The organism is Streptomyces sp. TLI_146 (assembly GCF_002846415.1).
Taxonomy (GTDB): domain Bacteria; phylum Actinomycetota; class Actinomycetes; order Streptomycetales; family Streptomycetaceae; genus Streptomyces.
This window is the reverse complement of the sequence record NZ_PJMX01000001.1, coordinates 791474-810186: the sequence shown is the minus strand read 5'-3', so window position 1 is coordinate 810186 and position 18713 is coordinate 791474. Positions and strand designations below refer to the sequence as shown.

At 69.3% G+C, this 18713-nt stretch carries 15 protein-coding genes and 1 tRNA gene; 8 read left to right on the top strand and 8 right to left on the bottom strand.

Going from position 1 to position 18713, the window contains the following annotated elements; all coding sequences use genetic code 11:
• Positions 1–16 precede the first annotated feature (16 nt).
• The 3 genes from BX283_RS03655 to BX283_RS03645 are packed head-to-tail and all read right to left on the bottom strand — an operon-like array spanning position 17 to position 5990.
• On the bottom strand, positions 17–1723 hold the full coding sequence (locus BX283_RS03655; protein ID WP_101386217.1) for a thiamine pyrophosphate-binding protein: 1707 nt from the start codon (positions 1721–1723) through the stop codon (positions 17–19).
• Between the two features lie 18 nt (positions 1724–1741).
• Complete coding sequence (locus BX283_RS03650) at positions 1742–3115, bottom strand: hypothetical protein (RefSeq protein WP_101386216.1); 1374 nt, start codon at positions 3113–3115, stop codon at positions 1742–1744.
• A gap of 13 nt (positions 3116–3128) precedes the next feature.
• Entirely contained in the window at positions 3129–5990 is a 2862-nt protein-coding gene (locus tag BX283_RS03645) for a peroxidase family protein (protein ID WP_101386215.1), read from the bottom strand.
• Positions 5991–6261: 271 nt separating this feature from the next.
• Here BX283_RS03645 and BX283_RS03640 point away from each other — a divergent pair, with 271 nt between their 5' ends.
• The 3 genes from BX283_RS03640 to BX283_RS03630 all read left to right on the top strand — a co-directional run bounded on the left by BX283_RS03640 (position 6262) and on the right by BX283_RS03630 (position 10085).
• A complete protein-coding gene (locus tag BX283_RS03640; protein WP_257581873.1) occupies positions 6262–7956 on the top strand; it encodes a serine/threonine-protein kinase in 1695 nt (564 codons plus the stop codon).
• A gap of 166 nt (positions 7957–8122) precedes the next feature.
• Entirely contained in the window at positions 8123–9106 is a 984-nt protein-coding gene (locus tag BX283_RS03635; protein WP_107503665.1) for an endonuclease/exonuclease/phosphatase family protein, read from the top strand.
• A gap of 142 nt (positions 9107–9248) precedes the next feature.
• A complete protein-coding gene (locus BX283_RS03630; protein ID WP_257581871.1) occupies positions 9249–10085 on the top strand; it encodes a DUF1206 domain-containing protein in 837 nt (278 codons plus the stop codon).
• 119 nt (positions 10086–10204) lie between these two features.
• Here the strand turns inward: BX283_RS03630 and BX283_RS03625 are convergent, their stop codons facing one another.
• Together BX283_RS03625 and BX283_RS03620 are read right to left on the bottom strand one after the other, a co-directional pair.
• The gene (locus BX283_RS03625; RefSeq protein ID WP_101386213.1) at positions 10205–10423 is read right to left on the bottom strand and encodes a hypothetical protein; all 219 of its coding nucleotides are present in this window, start codon (positions 10421–10423) and stop codon (positions 10205–10207) included.
• Between the two features lie 262 nt (positions 10424–10685).
• A complete protein-coding gene (locus BX283_RS03620) occupies positions 10686–11072 on the bottom strand; it encodes a hypothetical protein (protein ID WP_143676374.1) in 387 nt (128 codons plus the stop codon).
• A gap of 330 nt (positions 11073–11402) precedes the next feature.
• Here BX283_RS03620 and BX283_RS03615 point away from each other — a divergent pair, with 330 nt between their 5' ends.
• Entirely contained in the window at positions 11403–12158 is a 756-nt protein-coding gene (locus BX283_RS03615) for a hypothetical protein (RefSeq protein ID WP_101386211.1), read from the top strand.
• Between the two features lie 96 nt (positions 12159–12254).
• Here BX283_RS03615 and BX283_RS03610 read toward each other — a convergent pair.
• Positions 12255–12334 (bottom strand) — tRNA-Tyr (locus tag BX283_RS03610).
• A 646-nt stretch (positions 12335–12980) separates the two neighbouring features.
• Here BX283_RS03610 and BX283_RS03605 point away from each other — a divergent pair.
• From BX283_RS03605 to BX283_RS03585, 4 genes are all read left to right on the top strand, one after another.
• Complete coding sequence (locus BX283_RS03605; protein ID WP_101386210.1) at positions 12981–13295, top strand: hypothetical protein; 315 nt, start codon at positions 12981–12983, stop codon at positions 13293–13295.
• A gap of 387 nt (positions 13296–13682) precedes the next feature.
• Entirely contained in the window at positions 13683–14027 is a 345-nt protein-coding gene (locus tag BX283_RS41385) for a hypothetical protein (RefSeq protein WP_101386209.1), read from the top strand.
• A gap of 261 nt (positions 14028–14288) precedes the next feature.
• Positions 14289–14984, top strand: a complete 696-nt coding sequence (locus tag BX283_RS03595; protein WP_143676373.1) for a hypothetical protein — start codon at positions 14289–14291, stop codon at positions 14982–14984.
• A 731-nt stretch (positions 14985–15715) separates the two neighbouring features.
• Positions 15716–16486 carry a hypothetical protein gene (locus tag BX283_RS03585; protein ID WP_101386206.1) on the top strand — a complete coding sequence of 257 codons (771 nt, stop codon included), beginning with the start codon at positions 15716–15718 and terminating at the stop codon, positions 16484–16486.
• Between the two features lie 118 nt (positions 16487–16604).
• Here the strand turns inward: BX283_RS03585 and BX283_RS03580 are convergent, their stop codons facing one another.
• Both BX283_RS03580 and BX283_RS03575 read right to left on the bottom strand, forming a co-directional pair.
• The gene (locus tag BX283_RS03580) at positions 16605–16970 is read right to left on the bottom strand and encodes a hypothetical protein (RefSeq protein ID WP_218976503.1); all 366 of its coding nucleotides are present in this window, start codon (positions 16968–16970) and stop codon (positions 16605–16607) included.
• A 143-nt stretch (positions 16971–17113) separates the two neighbouring features.
• Positions 17114–18622: a DUF4246 domain-containing protein gene (locus BX283_RS03575; RefSeq protein ID WP_101386204.1), complete on the bottom strand. Its 1509-nt coding sequence runs from the start codon at positions 18620–18622 to the stop codon at positions 17114–17116.
• Positions 18623–18713: the final 91 nt, after the last annotated feature.

The window sequence follows — 18713 nt, the reverse complement described above, 5'->3', positions numbered from 1 at the left end:
TCGCGGACTCGGGCCGTCAGTCCCGGAAGCGTGCCTCGACGGTCTCGACGAGGCTGTCGATCACGCCGTCCGGCGACGGGCTGTAGTGCGGCACGGCCCAGCGTGTGATCCTGGCGTCGATGAGCGAGGGGCGGCCGGAGGCCAGGGCCGCGCGGAACGCGTCCTCGAACTCCTCCAGCGTCTCCACCTGGTACCCGTCCGCGCCGCACGCGCGGGCGTACGCGGCGAAGTCCGGGTTCCGGAACTCGACCAGACCGGATTCGGCGTACGTGACCAGCTGGAAGAGTTTGATCAGCTTGAACTCCCCGTCGTTGAAGATGACCCAGATGACAGGGATCTCGTGCTCGACGGCGGTCATCAGCTCGAACCCGGACAGCGAGTAGCATCCGTCGCCGCAGCCGACGACGACGGTGCGGTCCGGGTGGGCGACCTTGAGGCCGATGGCTCCGTTGACGTGCCCGGCCATCGGCCCGAAGGAGCCCGCCTTGCGGAAGTTCTGCCCCTGTTCGAGCTCCACGTAGTACCCGAGCCACGCGAGATGGGCGCCCGCGTCCGCGAGCAGCACACCCCCGGGCGGCAGCATGCGGCCGATCGACTGCGCGAGTTCACCGGGGTGGATCTTCCCCGGCAGATGGTGGATCCTGCGCGCCTCGTAGTCCTGGCCCTCGACCTCGACCGCCGGTACCTCGCCGACCAGTCGCTCCAGTGCGTCGGCCAGGGCGGCCACGGCGGGACGCGCGTCGGACAACAGGGTGTGGTCGGGGCGGTAGGCCTTGTGGAACTCGCCCTCGGAGATGTTCACATGGATGAGCAGCTTGTCCTCGAACAGGTCCTCGCGGTAGTTGAACGTGGCGTGCTGGTTGAGGGAATTACCCACGCACAGCACGACGTCGGCCTCGCGGAAGGCCTTCCACGCACTGGAATGGCCGCTGTCGGCGAAGACGCCCACCGCGAGCGGGTGCCCCTCGGACACGATGCCCTTGCCGTCCAAGGTGGTGAGCAGCGGGATCTGGAACCGCTCGATCAGCCGCTGGATCTCCGGGCCCGCCCCGCTGCGCACCGCACCGAAGCCGACGAGCGCCACGATGCGCTTGCGCTGTGCCAGGGCGTCCGCCAGTACCGCCGCGATCTCCGCCACCCGCGCCGGGTCCGGCAGGACCGGTCGTACGTCGAGTCCGATCGGGCGGAAGCCGGTCACCTCCACACCGCGGTGGGTCAGGTTCTCGGGCACGTGGATGTGTACGGGCCCGGGCCTTCCCTCGAACGCGGTGTTGACCGCTTCCTCAAGGACGTCGCAGGTGTCGGCGATGTCGGTGAGCAGGAAGGACTTCTTGGTCGTGGCCGCGAACATGGCCTGGGAGTCGGGCGTGCGGTTCAGTCCCGACGTCTCGTTGAGCGAGCCCCATCCGCGCCACTCCATGTTCGCGTACCCCGAGACCGCGAGGACCGGGTAGGAGTCGGACATGGCCACGGCCAGCCCCGAGAACAGGTTGAACGCGCCCGGCCCGGCGGTCGCGAAGCAGAAGCCCAGCCGGTTGGTGTACATGGCGTATCCGCAGGCCATGAAGGACGCGGCCTGCTCGTGCCGGGTGATGATCGGCCTGATGCGCTGGGAATGCTTCAGCGCCAGCATCAGACCCGCCGCGTTCTCCCCGGCACCGCCGAAGGCCGCCTGTACGCCGATGCCCTCCAGCCCCTTGACGATGGCCTCGTAGACTTTCACCGGATCTCCCTCATCGCCTCATCCGTCCCAGTGCGCGGCGTGCCGACGGTGGGCGTCGGTCAGGCCGTGCCGGAAGAAGCGCTCGTAGTATTCGGACTCGACGTGGTGGGCCTGCAACCAGATGCCGGGCACGTGGATGGCGTCGGTGTGTGCCGGGAACCGCCCGTGGGTCTCGTGGATGTACACGCAGATGTCCCGCGCGCATGCGATCACCTGGCGGTCGTACTCACTGGCCTCGGTGAGGTACCGCTGCGCGTAGTCGTCCTTGTAGATACGGGCGAAGAGGTCCTTGTCGGTGTAGATGCCCCGCTCGCCGAACTTGGAGCGGACGACGGCGTCCACGGCCTCGTGCATCGAGGGGTAGTTGGGCGGGCAGGCGCTCTTGATGAGGTGTTCGCCGCCGGCCCGCAGCCCCACCGGATGGGAACGCAGCTTGGTGTACTTCGGCAGCGGCACCTGCCAGCGCAGGATGTCGGCGGGGCGGAACCTGGGCGTGGCGAAGTCGAAGCCCAGCATGCGGCCGTAGGCGCGGGAGAACTTCGGGTCGCCCAGCAGGATCTGAGGGCTGATCGAGGCGTGGATCCAGGCGCCGAGTCCCATGGCGTCCGCGGTCAGCATCATGTTCTGCAGCAGGAGGTCGGCTTCGATCTGGGTGCGCATCGGCCCCAGGGAACCGAGGGGCAGCTTGACGTCGGGGTTGAGGAAGCCGCTGCGCACCCACTTCCGTACCCCGGCCGGGCGGTAGAAGTTGCGGTCGTCGACGAGGGTGGGACGGGCCCCCTCGGGCTGGGTGAGCAGGTACATCAGCGCGTTGATGTACTGGTGGGAGAGGTCGACCACCGGCAGGAAGAGCGTGGTGCCCGGGAGGTTGGACAGGAACCGGTTGGAGTCGAGGTAGGCCGGGAAGTCCCGCATCCCCGCAGCGACGTCCAGGCGGTGGTCCAGGACCCGCACCTTCGACTGCCGTGCGCGTTCGATGAGTGTGTCGGGGTCGAAGGCGCGGACGGGGGAGGGCGGCAACTTCCTCAGGTAGTAGGTGCCCGTGTCGTTGATCATGAAGAAGTGGGTGGCCTGCGCGTTGTCGGGGCTGCCCGCGGTCCGGCCCGTCATGTTCAGGTTGGGCTTGGCCATGATCGGCTGGTGGTCGCGGGGGTCCTCGAAGGGCCGGTCGGGCATGGTGAGTCCCGAGGAGCCGGTGAGGGCGATGAGCACCGCCTCTTCGAGCTCGCCCAGCGGCTGGGGCTTGTGCGGGGAGTCGTAGCTCATCGACCCGGCCGGCACGGACGCGCCCCTGCTGACCCGGTGGGTGCGCCGCTCGAAGAGCGTCTGCCACAGGGGACGGGACAGCAGGTCCTCCAGGCCGGGGTGGCCCGCGTTCTCCGATGCGGTCATGGTCCTCTCCCGCTCAGCCGCGGCCGCTGCCGTTGCGGACCGGCTGGACCGGGCGCCAGGGCGCGAAGGCACTGGCCCCGCGCGGCAGGACGCCCGCCAGCTCGGGGCAGTGCCGCAGGATGACGCTCGTCATGCCGTTGCGTTCGATCCAGTCCATGCCGAGGGGTGTGTAGACCTCCGGCCGGAAGTCGACCGTGAGGAAGCGGTCGCTCTGCAACCGTCTGCTGGCCATCAGGATGAACACCCGGAAGGCCGTGTCGCTGAAGCCGAAGCCCGTGGGCGGATTCTCCGCGAAGAGCCCGACCACGGTGTCGATGTCGTCCACCGAGCGGTAGACGTCACGCAGCCGTGCGACCGTCTCCGGATCGGAGGAGAGGTCCTCGAACCGCCGGATCCGCGGCTTGTGCAGCCCGGCCCGGAAGTCGTTGTAGCGCGGGACCCCGCGGCGCCGGGTGCGCACCAGGTCGACCACCGAGAGGTCGATCACCTCCCCGTCCCGCTGGAACGCCTGCAGGGCGCGCGGGAAGTTGTGCAGGGTGATCGCTCCGGGGTGGGCGATGCCCAGCGAGTACAGGGTGTTCACAAGCCCGGTCTTGCGGATGAGGGGCTCGGCGGCCGCGCCCTGGAGGTCGGTGAAGCCCAGGGTGTCGATCCGGCGGCCGCCCCGGTGGTCGACGAGCTCGTAGTCGTCGGGGATCAGCGGGTGCATCCGGTAGACGGTGACGAACTCCTCCGTGAGGGAGTACGGGGCACCGTGGTGGTCGGGGAGAGTCTTGGGGATGCCCTGCCGTCCGTTCGTCTCCAGCAGCCAGACGCCCAGCTGGTCGAGCCAGTTCTTCGGCGGTCCCTGCCAGTTGGTCTTCATGCCGATGTCGAGCGTCTTGGTGGCGAGGATCGCGGGGGTCCACTCGACCGTGTGGATCTTCGCGATGAGCGCGGAGACGATCAGCCGGGCCGTGTGGTAGACCCGGTCCTCGTCCATCCGCGGGTATTCGCGTCGCAGGGCTTCGCACACGGTGTTGTGCTCGCGGGCGAACAGGGTGTGCATGGAGCTGAGGCCGAGCCACCAGTTGTCGGTGAATCCGGTGAGCGGGCCGCTGCTGGAGCCGTTCGGCAGGTGCCCGTCCTCCAGCCGGAGGGCGGCGCCGCCACCGGGCTCCCGGAGCGACTTCGCGGCGCTCTCGTCACCGCCGTAGATCTCCGAACCGTCCCACCAGTGCGAGACGTCGCTCGCGAACACGATCGGTGACTGCTCGCCGCCGGGTGCGCTCACCGCTTCGTCCGCACCGAAGCGCATCACCTTCTCCCGAGGTCCGCCCGGGGTGTTCTGCCAGGTCTCACCGGGCGGCAGCGGCACCTCCACGCTCTTGACACCGGTCGGAAGCCTCCTGTGCTTGACCCAGTCGTGCACCTGGAACTGGATCCACGCCGCGGCGATGATGTTCAGAGACGTCGCGGGGATGAACGCGTGACGCTGGAGCAGTTCCCTGCTGACGGTCACCGGATTGGGCGTGTCGAACCGGTCCGGGCGGTGGACGGGCGGCATGGTGCGCCCGAACGTCGCGCCGACCGCACCCATCCCCGGGGCCGACAGATCGTTGTACGTGCCGTCGTAACTGCGTCTGACCAGCAGCTCCTCATCGATCGGACCGTCCACCGGCTCGGCTTCGGGCGGAGCCTCGTGGGCCTCGGTGTCGATGAGGTTGTGCCGGCGCAGCGTCTGCCGGAAGGCCATGAGGTTGAGCAGACCGAGCGGGGTGGGCAAGCGGTGCCACGGGACGAAGCGGTTGACGGTGCGGAAGAAGGCCCGCAGCGGCGCCCCGAGCAGAGTGTTGCGCCGTGGCTCGACGGTCAGGAAGCGCCGGCCCAGGCGGTGTGCGCTGCTGGCCTCGTAGGCGGCCTTGCGGGCCCGGTTGAGATTGCCCAGCGGCCGGAAGCCCTCCGAGGTGTGCCACGGGTTGAACGCCAGCAGGTCGACCCGCGACGCGCAGGCGCGGGCTTCGGCGGTGTGGATGTCCTGACGCGGGATGGTCAGCGTGGCCACCGGCACTACGGGCGCTGCCTCCTCCGTCCACTCGGCCGCGCCGTTCTCGACGGGGGTGCTCCGGGCGTCCACGTAACGCTGCACGCACAGCTCGAAGACGACGTCCGCCTGCCGCAGCCGCTGGGAGAGCTCGCGCCGCAGGTAGTCGGGATCGGTGCGCGACGCCGCCGGAGCCGCCGGGGCGTCCGCGACGGGCCGCAGCTGATAGCGCACCGGTCCACGATCGCCCCACAGGATCGCGCCGCGGCTCCAGTACGTCTCCAGAGCCAGGCTGCGTACCGTACGCCTGGTTCCCGCGACGACGTTGCGCCGCATACGGGCCGCCGTCGACCAGCCGACCGCCAACGGCAGCTTGAGGAACAGGGCGTACCCCTTGCGCAGCCGCGAGTCGGCACCTGCCATGGCCTTGGCAAAGGCGACGAATTCCACCGCGTCGCGGGCGTGGGAGACCGGGAAGCTCGTCATCAGCAGATCGTGGGTCTCACCGGGGCCCACCTCGACGCGCAGTGCCGCCCCGCGCAGATCGGGCGCGAAGTCGGGCTGACGGGCCCCGCTCGCGTTGGACAGCCGGACCGTGACCGGGTATTCGGCTCCGGGCCTGGCGAAACCCGCCCGCAGGGTCTCGGGAAGATCGTCGCGGAACGTGAGCCGGGCGTTCTCCACCCCGAGGACCGCCTTGGCGTGGAAGGCCCGGTCGACAGAGGCGGCGCCGCCGCGCTTCTTCACCTTGAGCTGAACCCGCAGGAGCTCACGCGCCAGCCGCTCGAAGACCAGCCGCTCGGCTTCCGGGCTGCCGCCGGCGTAGCGCTCGTACTGTGCGACCTCGTCCATGCGAGCCTCTTCCGGGGGGACTTCCGTGCACTCCTCACGACGCTGCCCCAGCTCGGGGCCACTGTCGTGCGGAGCGGGGCAGACGGGCGAACACGCGGGGAGACGGGGGCGGGACCTTGGCTCCGGACCGCGTGGTCGCATCCGAGGTCGGTGGAGGGGAGACCCGCCTGTGCGCCCAGGGCGGGGCCGTTCGAACCAGCCACACGCCTACCCCTAGGCTGGTTCCCGCCAGACGGTGGATCTTGGGCAGGGCGACGAAGGAGCGTGACAGGTGACGGGGGCGAACGGCGCGGAGCTGGTCGGAGTGGTTCTGGGCGGGCGATACCGGGTGACCGCGATGATCGGGCGCGGTGGCATGGGTGTGGTCGCCCGGGCGGTGGACCAGCTGCTGAACCGCGAGGTCGCCGTCAAGGTCGTACGGGCCTACACCGACGCCTCCCCGGCCGAACTGGCCGATCTGCGCGTCCGGATGCAGCGGGAGGCCCAGGCCGCCGCCCGTATCCGGCACAGCGGTGTCGTCACCGTGCACGACGTGGTCGAGGAGCAGGGGCTGCCGGTCATCGTCATGGAGCTGGTCGACGGACCCTCCCTCGACGACGTGCTGGCGGAGCGCGGCCACCTCGACCCGCGCGAAGCGGCCGCGATCGGCGCCAAGCTGATGGACGCGCTCGACGCGGCACACCGGGCCGGGGTCCTGCACCGCGACGTCAAGCCCGGCAACGTACTGCTGGAGCGCAGCGGCCGGGTCGTGCTCACCGACTTCGGTATCGCCAGCATGGATACCTCCGGCGAGGAGGCCCTGGCCAAGCTGACCCAGAGCGGGCAGATCGTCGGCTCCCTCGACTATCTGCCGCCGGAGCGCGCACAGGGCCGGGAACCGGGTGCCGCGTCGGACATCTGGGCGCTCGGCATGACGCTCTACGCGGCTGTGGAGGGCTCCTCGCCCTTCCGCCGTACGTCGGTGTGGTCCACGCTGGCGGCGATCGTCGGCGAACCGCTGCCGGAGCCCCGGCGCGCCGGACCGCTCACCCCGGTCCTGCGGGCGCTGATGGCCAAGGACCCGCTGCACCGGCCCGACGCCGGCCAGGCACGCGAGATGCTGGAGGCGGTCGCCGCGGGCAGGACGGCGGACCCCGCTCCGGCACCCGTCCAGCCCGTCACTCCGCCGGGCTTCGGTCCCGCCACGCCGTTCTCCCCGCCCGCCCCCGAGCCGGTCGCCGCCTACACGCCGACCGACGTCTACGGTGCCCACCCGCAGCAGGGCATGACGCCGGGCATACCCGCCGGTCACGGCAACCGTCCCGACACCGATACCACGGTTGTCCGCGCGCGGCGCCGCCGCACCCGGACCGTCGTCGCGGCGGCGGCCGCCACGGTCCTCGCCTGCGGCGGAGCCGCGTACGCCTTGGTGGACATGCAGGGAGACGGGGACGGCGGCGGGGCGAACACAGCGCACTCCACGGCGAGTACTCCCGCCGACGGGGCCACGGGCGGCACGAGCGACGGCCCGCCGTCCTCGGGAGACCTGACGTCCATGGGCCCCGGTGAGACGTCGTCCGGGACGCCCTCGAAGAAGGGCGGGGACCAGGAGACAGGGCCCACGCCGAAGCCCGGCAACAGCGCCGGCAAGCCGTCCGCGAACCCGTCCGGCTCACCGAAGGCCAAGCCCAGTCCCACGGTGAAGGAGCCCGTCCCGGTCTCGACGTCGTGCACCGGCTGGGCCCACTCGAACCGCAGCGACGGCTACGGTTACGCGTCCGAAACCACCCATCTCTACACCGGGCCGTACGCGGTGTGCTCCTACGTGACCGTGCTCAAGACCGGAGTGAAGGTCTACTACCACTGCTACGTCACCAACGCCCAGGGCAACAAGTGGATCTACGCCCGTATCCAGGGCACGAACACCGAAGGCTGGCTGTTCAGTGAGAAGTCCACGCTGAAGAGCGGCTCGCTCGCCCGCTGCTGAGTGAGCGTGTGGTTCTTGGAGGCGGGCGGCATCACAGCGGACGGTGCGTCTCCACACCGCGATATCACCGGAGTTCCTCGCCTGGACGTCGTACTGCCCTGCCTTGACGCCTTGATCACTCCCGCAGACAATCTCCCCGGCAAATCCGGAACCTGGTGGGGGAAACATGCGCAGACTTCGTACCATCCTGCTCACGCTCGTCGGCGCGGTGGGTCTCACGGTAGGGGCTGCGCCCGCAGGAGCGGTGGCGGAGGAGCCGGGCGCTGCGGTGGGTGTCGCGAGCACCACGACGTACAAGGTCTGGCACTGGAACGTGGCCGGTGACGAGTCGAATTTCGGGTCCACCACCAACGGTCTGGTCGACGCGATCCTCGGCTCGGTCAAGTTCCGCGACCCCGACTTCGTCTCCCTCAACGAGGTCTGCCCCGCTCAGTACCGCGCCATCCTCAAGGGCCTGCAGGACGCGGGCTGGCCGCACAGCCCGACCAACTTCGCGCGGTTCGAGCCGATGCCCGACGTGGACAACACCGGGTGCCACACGGACACCGGTGGCGCGGTGGAGCCGTACGGGGTCGCCGTGTTCAGCAAGTTCGCCCCGAGCGGTACCGACCGGATCACCCTGCCCGCCGACGGTGACAAGGCACGCAAGCTGCTGTGCGTGCCGGTGGCCTCGCAGCCCGGCGGACTGCGGTTCTGCGGCACGCACATCACCTTCAAAGCCGAGGCCAAGGCGGCGCAGCTCGACGCGGTGCGCGCGAAGATGAACGAGTTCACGGCAGCCGGCGGCACCGTGATCACGGCGGGTGACTTCAACACCCAGCCCCATGACCCGCTGCTCGACAGCTGGTACGCGCCGAGCGTCGCCACCCCCGACAACGGCGGCAACACGGGTGCGTTCCATGAGCTCGACGACCTCGACACCGTATGCCCCGGCTGGGGCGAGCAGAGCACCGAGGGCGCGCTCCTCGGCAAGTGCGGCCAGAAGGCCAAGGTGGACCACGTCTTCGTACCCGCGAGCCGGCTGGTCTCCTACGACGAGGACACCCACCCCATCGCCACCGACCGCTGCACCAACCGCAACGGCGTGTACATCCCCTGCTCCAACCACCGGATCGTGGACGCGACGGTGACGGTGTCGACGGGGCAGTGAGGGGCTTCTCCGCGGTGAGCGCATGCGGATGCCCGTGGTGCGGCGGGTGGGGGCCGCACCACGGCCGACTGGTGTCGAGTTCCTGTATCGGGGCACTCGATGGCCAGTAGGTGCCTCGTGCCCATGCTGTAGGGAGGAGTTCGTGACGTCGTCTTACGCACCGAGAAGAGGCCGGGGAACGGCAGGCTCCGCGAGCCGGTCTGCGGAAAAGGAGACGCTGACCGCCGCGGGGCGGGCGGGATTCGTCGCACGGGGAGTCGTGTACGTGCTCATCGGCGCCCTGGCGATGCGGATCGCCCTCGGCGGCGGCGGGCAGTCGGCCGACCGTGAGGGTGCGCTGCACCAGGTCGCGGCGCAGCCGTTCGGCAAGGTGATGTTGTGGGCTTTGGTCGTCGGCTTCGGCTGCATGGCCCTGTGGCGCGGCTCCCGCGCAGTCCTGGGCAAGGGGCCGCAGCGGAAGGCGGCCTCACGACTCCTCGACGGTGGCCGGGCGATCTTCTACGCCTCGGTCTGCTGGGGAACCGCCGAGTTCGCCGCCGGTGGCGGCCAGGGTTCCAGCGGAAACGCGAAGTCGCAGGACTGGACGGCGACCGTGCTCAAGCTGTCGTACGGCCAAGTCCTGGTGGGAGCCGCGGGCTGCCTCCTGATCGGCATCGGTGCGGTGCTCGCGATACGGGCGGCGATGCGCAAGTTCCTGCGACGGCTCGATCTCGGCGCGATGAGCCACCGCACCCGGCAGGTCGTGACCGGCCTGGGGGTGGGTGGAGGCGTGGCGCGCGGTTTGGTGTTCGCCGCGGCCGGCATCTTCATACTCAGCGCGGCCGTCCGCTTCGACGCCAACGAGGCCAAGGGGGTGGATGCCACGCTCCGCAGCTTCGCTCACACCCCGGCCGGCCCGTGGCTGCTGGTCGCCGTCGCGGTCGGGTTGATCCTCTTCGGCGTGTTCTCCTTCGCGTCGGCGCGCTGGCGCCGCCTTTGAACAGGGGTGGCTCGCAACGGTCACCAGGCCCGCACCCAATGCCGCCGGAGCTGACCTCGAACTGGCTTTCCTGCCAGGCCACTTGAGCGGCGTGGCGCAGCGGGCAGGCCGGTCGATGCTCACTCCGACGCGGAGCGCGGCTGGCGGGCTACCCACGATGCCTGGATGCCGACGGCCTCGCCGAGCTTGGTGCGCAAGTGGTCCAGTAAGGACCAGAGGTCGGGCGCGGCGATGGAGAAGCCTGCCTCTTCCACGCCGTAAAGGCCGTCCGGGCAGATGGCGTCGGTGGACAGGGCGCCCGCGGTCAGGTGGTAGATGCCTCCGCTGGTGGCGCTCACGGTGCAGTGGCCGCCCCCGCCGTCCGTCGCGAACCCGGTGACCGTGTCCTCGATGGCGCCCTTCAGCCGGGTGGGATGGTCCTCATGTCTTCGCCCCGGGGGCGGGGAGCGCGGCGATGTCCTTAGCGCAGCTGGAGTGGTAGCCGACGAAGGAGATCAGGTCGATCCGGTCGCTCTCGGAGAGCTTGCCCTTGACGGTCCACTCACCCTTGGCGAGGACGGTCTGGGTGACGGCACCGTCCTGCTGGCGGGAGGTGAGCTTTCAGCCGCGTTTCTCCAGTGCGCCTATGGCGGTGGCGAACGGTTTGCCGCCCGTGGTCTCGGCCAGGGCCCGGCCCGTGGTGCCCGACCAGAGCGCGCTGCAATCGGCCAGCTTGCGCTCGGTGGGCGAGGTGGCATTCGGGTAGGGATCCGGGGAGAGCCCGGTGAGCTGGGCCTGCGCTGCGGCCGCGTCCAGATCCGCGTCGACCTCGTCCCGCTCCTGGCGCAGTCCGCCCGAGGGGGACCGGTCCTTGGGGGTTGCTGTCCGGGCGGGGGAGGCCGACTTCGCCGGGGAAGGGGATTCGTCGTTCGTGCCGCAGCCCGTCACGGATGCCCCGGCCGCTATGCACAGCGCGGCCATGGCCAGCGCTGTCCTGCTCGTGCTCAAGTTGTTTCCCGCCCCGTTGATGCTGCCCGTAGTCCCGAATGATGCCGGTTTCGCGGACGGTGTCTGAAATGCTCCGAAAGGAGATGTGCGAGGCGCCATTATGCATGAGGGTCCGGAACCGGACCGGCACGGGCACCGACCCGGCACGGGCGCCGATGCGATACGGGTAGGGGGCCGGTGGAGAAGCCGAGCCGCTACGGGAGCCCGACCTGTGGGCGCTTCCGATACCGGCGCCACGCATGAGAGTGCCCGAAGGGGGGTGCCACAGGCGCACATGCATACTTACGTTCGGCCTTTTGGCCTCTCGAACGATTTTCAAAGGAAACCCCCGTGCACGTTCGCCCCCGCTGGACCGCTCTCGTGGCTCTGGCCACCTCTTCGCTGCTGCTGACCGCCTGCGGCGGTGGCTCCGACTCCGCCTCCGGTCCGGACAAGCCCTCGGGTTCCGGTGCCAAGAAGGACAAGGGCGCGCCCTCCGTTCCCGCCTACATCACGGCCGACCAGGCCCAGCAGGCGCTCGTAGGCCTCGGCGACCTGCCGTCCGGCTGGAAGCTGGAGCCGAACACGGGCCTGGACAAGTCGGAGGGCGGGGAGGACCAGATCAACAGCCCTTCCAAGCCCGAGTGTGCGCCGATCACGATGATCCTCAACACGGGGCGGCTGGTGGAGGACCACAAGGCCAACGCCGAGGTCGTCTTCACGAAGAAGGGCGATCAGACGACGGTCGCCCAGGACGTCAGCGGCTACCCGCGGGCGGAGGCTCAGAAGGCCATGGCCGGGCTGCGGGCGGCGGTCGAGAAATGCGCCGTCTTCACCGCGAAGGAGAGCGGCAAGAAGGCCACGGTGAAGGTGAAGAAGGCCGCCCAGCAGCCGACGTACGGCGACGAGTCGATCGCTTACGCCGTCACCGTCGTCTCCGGCGACATGCAGATGGACTTCGACCTCGGTACGGTACGCAGCCACGGGGCGATCACGACGGTCCTGAACAACTACAGCGACCACGGGGACCGGGGCAAGGAAGCGTTCGGCAAGGCCCTGGCCAAGGCCGCGACGAAGCTGACGGCAGCCGCGTCGAAGACCGCCTGACCCACGTACCCTCCGCCGCGGGCGGCGGCATCGAGGCGACGCCGAGCTGCCGGCCGCGTCGGAGGGCCCACAGGTCTGTGCGGTCTGTGCGGTCGGTGGCTGAGGCAGGAGTTGAACCTGCACAGCCGAAGCGTCTCCTTTACAGGGAGGTGGGCTCGCCGATGCCCAGCTCATCCGAGGCAGCCCCGAACGCGGGCGCAGCCCTGGATCGGTGTGGACGTCGGGGTACGTGAACTGGCCTGGCGACGGCCGGATACGCGAAGCCGCGCTGGGCCCCGCCCGCGCCACCAGCAGGTCGCGGCAGACCGGCTGCTGCGAGCCGCCGGGGTGCATCGCCAGGGCCCTGGCCAATGGGGCGGTGTGACTGCGGGTGGTCGCGATCGTTCTGGTCGGGCCTGGGGCGAGGGCTGTAGGCGCCCAGAGGCAAGCCAGGGCGTGTTGCGAAAGCTGCCCCTGTGCCGGACCGCGCTCCATGGCATCGTGTCCCGGCCAGGGTGCCTGGCCGACCGCGCGGAGGTTTCCGGCCGATGGGAGGTCTGAAGCTCTGATCTGGCTCAACTCCCTAGGCCCCGGACGTGTTGACACAGCATCATGCGATCACGGCGTCACCCTGCTGTGGCGCCCAGGGACGTCCGTACGACGGCACTGACGCAAGTGGTGGCGGGGCAACGGAATATGCGGCACCGCCCTCTTCCCGGACGAAGTTGCTCGAACCTGAGGGGAGGGTGCCACATGCTTCGCCGTTCTTGCGGCACCCCGGCATCGGGACCGACCCGACCACCCCCGGGCACCGCGCCGTCCCGGTCCCTACGAGGAGAAGTCATGCTGTTTGAGAAGAAGACGTCCCCCGTCGTGCTGCGCGACGGGCCCGACATCCTTGCGGCCGTGCGGACTGCTCTGGCCGAGGCGGTGCCCGGGGAGCAGGCCGGGCTGGAACGGGCTGCCGACATCATCGAGACGTATTGCCGGGCCACCGACGACGACCTTCTGGGGCGATGGGTGCGAGGCATCCTGGCCGACGCCGGAGTCGATTCCCGAAGTGACCATGTCCAACGTGTGATCACTCTGCGCAAGGCCGTACCCGAGCTCACCCTGACCACAGCCCACCGCCTGGTCGTGAACGCGGTCGGCGAATAGCGCCAGGCCGCGGCCGTCGATGTGGCGTGGCTGAGGACCGGTCGACGGTCGGGCGGGACCCCTTCCCCATCGGTGAGCGACTGGCAAAAGCCCTGGTGGCGCGATTACGGTGGGTCCTGATCATGGTGCGTCTATGGTCGGTGGCTTCGGCATGACCGCCGCGCAGCGGCCCAAGAGATGGAGTTGAATGTGGAACCGTCACCGCCTACCCGTGCAGCCGACCGAACGGGTAGCACGGTGGGCCTCTTCTGGGTCAGCGGGGAAAAGGTGTACCTGGGCACACCTCCCGCAGAAGGGGTACCGGGTGTGCTGCTCTCACCAGTGGGTGTGCGGATAACCGGCCCCGCTCCGCAGGCGTGGCGCTGGTCGGCTGTGATGGATCTCCAAGTGACGGAAGTCCCGGTCCGATCCACGCTCGTACGGTGGGCGGCCCGCGGACTGTCCGTGGCCGCCGCGGCCCTCGACGCGTGGGTTCCCGGCAGCCCGGCCGAGATGACGGCCGCCATCACCACGACGCAAGGGGAGCGCATCGAGTGCCCGGTGTTCTCCGGCGCCGCGATCGCGTACACCCAGCGAGAAGTCGACCTGTCTCTGGGGCTGCTCGCCCGTTTCACGCGCGGCGAGTCGTCGCCTGCCGCCCTGATGACCTGGTGGAACGACGCCCAGCCCGGCGAAGTCCTGCGATCCCGTGAGCGCGAGGCCGTGCTGGAAGGCTGGCTGGGCATGGCGTGACTCCCGCGAGCCCAGGTGAGGGCGCGCGTACGGCCGGAACCGGGCGGCCCAGGTGGACCGGTCGCTCGGGGAGCGGTAGTTGCTCCGGCAGGCGCCGAGCCGCTCTCCGTCCTCTGCGGCCATCACCCGGAGCGATTTACGAGGAGTGGCCCCCGTGGCGCGGGGGCGAAGCGGGAAGATGTGCCGCATGGGGGCATCACGCACGCGCCGGGTGGCCGTTGTCTACCTCGCTTTGCAGGCCGTGGCCGCGGCTGTGGCGCTGTGGCTGTCCAAGCGGTTCCAGGTGGCGCGGATGGCCGCCACCGCCGTTGCCCTGGCGCCTACCTGGCCTGGGCCGCCTACCGCGAGGACCGGACCGATGCGGCGGCCAAGATGGACGTCAAGGCCAAGACTCTGGCCGCCGCGGTGGCCGCCGCCGAGGCCCAGCAGCGCGCCCAGCAGATCCACGAGCAGTTCCCCGGCCAGCTCAGATTCGCCGATGCCCGGCAGCTGGTCCAAAGACACCGTGTCCTGCCGGTCCTCGACGGTCTGGACGAGATGGACACCTCCACCACCCCCGCCGCCCGGCGCCGTGCCGCCGGCGCCCTGGAGCTCAGCGCCTACCAGGACCCCACAGGCAACGCACCCGTGGTCCTGACCTGCCGCACTCCCCAGTACGCCGAACTCGCCGCCCTGGACGTGCAGATGCGCGAGGCGGCCCGCATCGAACTGGGCCCTGTCACCCCCGTCCAGGCCGCCGCCTACCTCACCGCGCGTACCACCAGCCCCGCCCGTTGGGCCACTGTCATCGACACCCTCACCACCGCCCCGGGCGGCACGCCGGCCCGCGCCCTGGGCACACCCTGGCGGCTGAACCTGGCCGCCACCGCCTACGAGCAACGCGACCCCGCCACCTTCGCCCACCTCCGCCACCCCGACCAGCTGCTCACCCTCGCCTTGCCCCACCGCCGTCCGTGACCACCTGCTCGCCCTGTACCTGCCTGCCGCCACCAGTCAGCACCCCACCCGCCCCGGCCGCTACCCGAGCGACCAGACCCACCGCTGGCTCGCCGCCCTCGCAGCGCACCTCGCCAGCGACACTCCCCGATGCGGGACCGACATCGTCTTGCTGCGGCTCTGGCCCATGGCCGGCAGCGTTCGCGTCCGCACCACCGACGCCCTGCTGGCCCTTCCCCTCGCCCTTGCCTGCACCGCCCCGCTCGTGGCGCTGAACCACGCTTCTCCAAGCGGCTTGTTCGCCGAGGAAGTCCGACGCTCGGAGTGGCGTTCGCGTTCGCGGGCGGGCTGGCTCGCGGCCGGATTCGCGACCGGCCTGGCAGCCGGGTTGATCCTGTCGCCGGAGCCGGCCGCCGCTACCTGGTCTTTCTCCTCTGCTCCCAGCTCCGACTGCCCCTGAGACTGGGCGTCTTTCTCCACTGGGCCTACGAGGGAGGCCCCTTGCGCGTCTCCGGCGCCGCGTACCAGTTCCGCCACCGCGAACTCCAGGACTGGCTCGCAGACCACCCGGTGGCCGAGTAGCGCCAGCGGGGTTCGCCTCTGCTTTTCGCCTGTCCGCAGCTGTCGTTCGATGGGGGCGGGGTCGTCGTTCCCGATCCGGGAACCTCTCACGTCCTCCGACCGTCATCTCCACAGGGTTGCCACAAACCCAGCGCCCCTGCGCTCTTCACCACCGAGGTCCGAGGAGATCCATGGTCGACACCGTCAACTCACTGGCCACCCGTCTTCATGAAGTACTGGTGGAGCTCATGGTCAAGGGGCCCGCTGTGGCGGGTACCAGGGGCCTCCATGACGTCGTCGAGCGTGCCACGGCGCTGGGCCCGGACGGTTCGTGGCTCGCCGCCGCGGGCCGGGCGACCCTCGGTGATCTGGCATGCGTGCAGGGGCAGATGGAACAGGCCATCCTCCACTACGAGGCCGCGGTGTCCTTCGGCTTCAACGACTGCGTGGCGCTCCACGTCGCCCCCATACGCCCGCTGCATCACGATCCCCGCTTCCAGGCCCTGTACCAGCGAATGCGCATCACCCAGGCCGACCTCGACGAGTTCTTCTGGCTGCACCAGGAAATGCAGATCATGTCGAAGGCCGCCCAGCAGATGGCCGTCGACAACCTCGGCCGCCTCGACACCGGGGTGTCATCGCTCCCGCAGGCCCCCATGCCGACCCGCGAACCGAACACCCCCGGAGTCCTGATCACCCGCATCGATCTCGCCGCGACCCAGACCGCACTCCAACAGGCCGTTATAAAGGCGGAGTTCCAGCGCAGTGCCGGGAATACCAGCCTCAGTCTCATCGACGACACCTGGGACTACCCCCGTGCCAGACGCGACGCCTGGGACGCAGACGACCTGGACTCCCGCCGCCAGCAGGCCGCCGCGGCCCGGGCTTTCGTCGAACGCCCCGGCGCCGACACCGTGATCATCCCCTGCCCGCCGCTGGGTTCGATCGCCTACCCGAGCTGAACAGGGCAGCACCAGCTCGGTGGCCGGTGAGGTTCCTTCACCGGCCACCGTGCGCTACTTCGCGCGCCCGCCCCCTTGCCCGCGCGCCCACCCGGGGCTCGACCGGCCGGCACCATACTCAGGCTTTGGTCAGCGAGTCTTCTCCAAGACCGTCGAGAACAAACCCGTTCTCGAAGCGCACCCGGTATCTGATCTGAGCGCCGGCTCCGGCGTCGTATGCTCCAGGCCCGAAGACCTGCTGACGGATCTGCTCGATCATGCCGGCCGCGTTGCTCGTGAGCCGAGCAATGCGTATTTGCTCATCGAGGAGCGCGGCCTGCTCCTGGGCGAAGCCGCCGGCTTCCTTCGCCGAGCCCGTGACGACGCCACCCAGGCCCTCGGCCAGGAACAGGGGACCGGGGAAGCCGACCCTGAACGCTGTGTCGTGTGTGGTGACCTGCACATCCTTGGCCAGCTTCACTCTCGCGCCGGTCTCGTACGGCATGGGTGTCCCCCCTCGCTCGATCTTGGCCGTGATCATGGCAAGCGTAGTCGGGATGCCCTGGCAGGAAAGGGTGTCTGACAAGATCAGGCTCTCTGGCCGACGTAGTCCAGGAGCAGGCAGGGCGCGCCCTCGAAGGATGAGGTTCAGTGCTCGCAGAGGGAGAATTCTCGTTCGTAGACCTGCTCGTTGTGTTCGTCGACGAAGAACTTGCGTTCCTGCATGAGTTGTTCGCGGTAGTTCTTTGCCTGTTCGAGCGTCATGGTCGAGGTGTCGGACCACGGTTGTTGCGGTGGCACATCGGCTGTCGAGACGATCCTTTCCGACGGGTCGACCAGGAAGAACGCCAGAATCTTGCGATATCCCGGACGGGTGGGGTCCGTGAGGCGGAACGAGTCGACGCGGTGTTGCAGGATGTTCGGGAACGCCAGGCAGCGGCCCGCTGGGGTCGATGCCGATCCCAGTATCTGATTCAGTGCGTCCTCGTTCTCCAGGCCGTAGACCTCACGCATGCCGTTGTCGTCGTTCTGTTCGTAGTCCGGGTCGTCGAGTGCCGCTCGGAAGCCGAGCCGGCTTTCGGTGATGTTCTCGCTGTCCCAGTAGTAGATGCCGGTCGAGACGATCCGCTCGTTCAGCATCCCCTCGACGTGCCAGGAACCGCCGGCGTACTCGGGCTTGTCCGGGGTGAGGTGAATGGTGGCGAGCTTGACGATCACCTGGAGACGGCGACCGCGCAGGTCGACGCGGGCGGATGCGTCGGGCACCTCGGGCGGGGTGAAGGCCGGGGCGTCCGGGATGAGCGGGCGGCGGTTCTCCCACCAGTCGTCCTGGGCCTGTTCCCACACACGACGGGCCTCCGCGTAGGCCTCGTCATCACTGTAGGAGGACTTGTCCGGATACTCCGGCTCCGAGTCGTACCATCCGTAAGGATCGGCCTCGATCCGCGGGGGCCGCGGATGGCGCAGATCGGTGAGTACGTTCTCCAGCAGCGGGCGCAGGCGTGCGAACACATCCGGTAGGACAGCGGCCAGTTCACGGTGATGCTCGGGGTGCACGTTGTTGACGTACGAACGGAAGGAGACATCGCCGTCGTCACTGACGTCGACCTCCGTGGGCAGCCATTGGAACTTCTCCGAGAATTCGTGCTGCGAATAGTGGTCCGTCGGGTTCTCCCAAGCCCGCTCGGGCGCGCCACTCGCCTCTCTCACCAGGCAGAAGAGTGAGGGATGGACCAGATCCAGCACCTGGCTGTCCGATCCGGGATGCCAGTCCTTCTCCGCGTCGGGGACCTGTTCCAGAACCTGAACCGCCTCACGCAGCCGGGATCTGAGCTTCTCGTCGACCAGGGTGTCCGACTGCCACACCCCGTCGACGGCGGACACCTCGACGCCTGTCCGTCCGTCCCGGAGCGCGGCGTAATGCACGAGTTCGGCAAGGACGTAACGGACCTGTGCTTCGGTGAGGCCTTGGGCAACAGCTTCCTGCGTCCACCTGGCGACGATTTCAGCGTCGTTCATCTTGTCGAACCAACCCGGCTTCGCCCGGATGTGTGAGCTGCACTGCATCATCTGAAGCTCCCGCAGCGTTCGAGGTGTCGCGAACGACAGCGAACGGGATGCGCGAAAGGGCAGCGGGAAAGCAGACAGGCCGGTCAATTCTCTGGATCCTCCCAGTCGGTGTGCGGTGGCCGGAAGGATACTTCAGCGGACTGACATCGCAGCCGTGGGACCTCAACTCGCCTGCGGC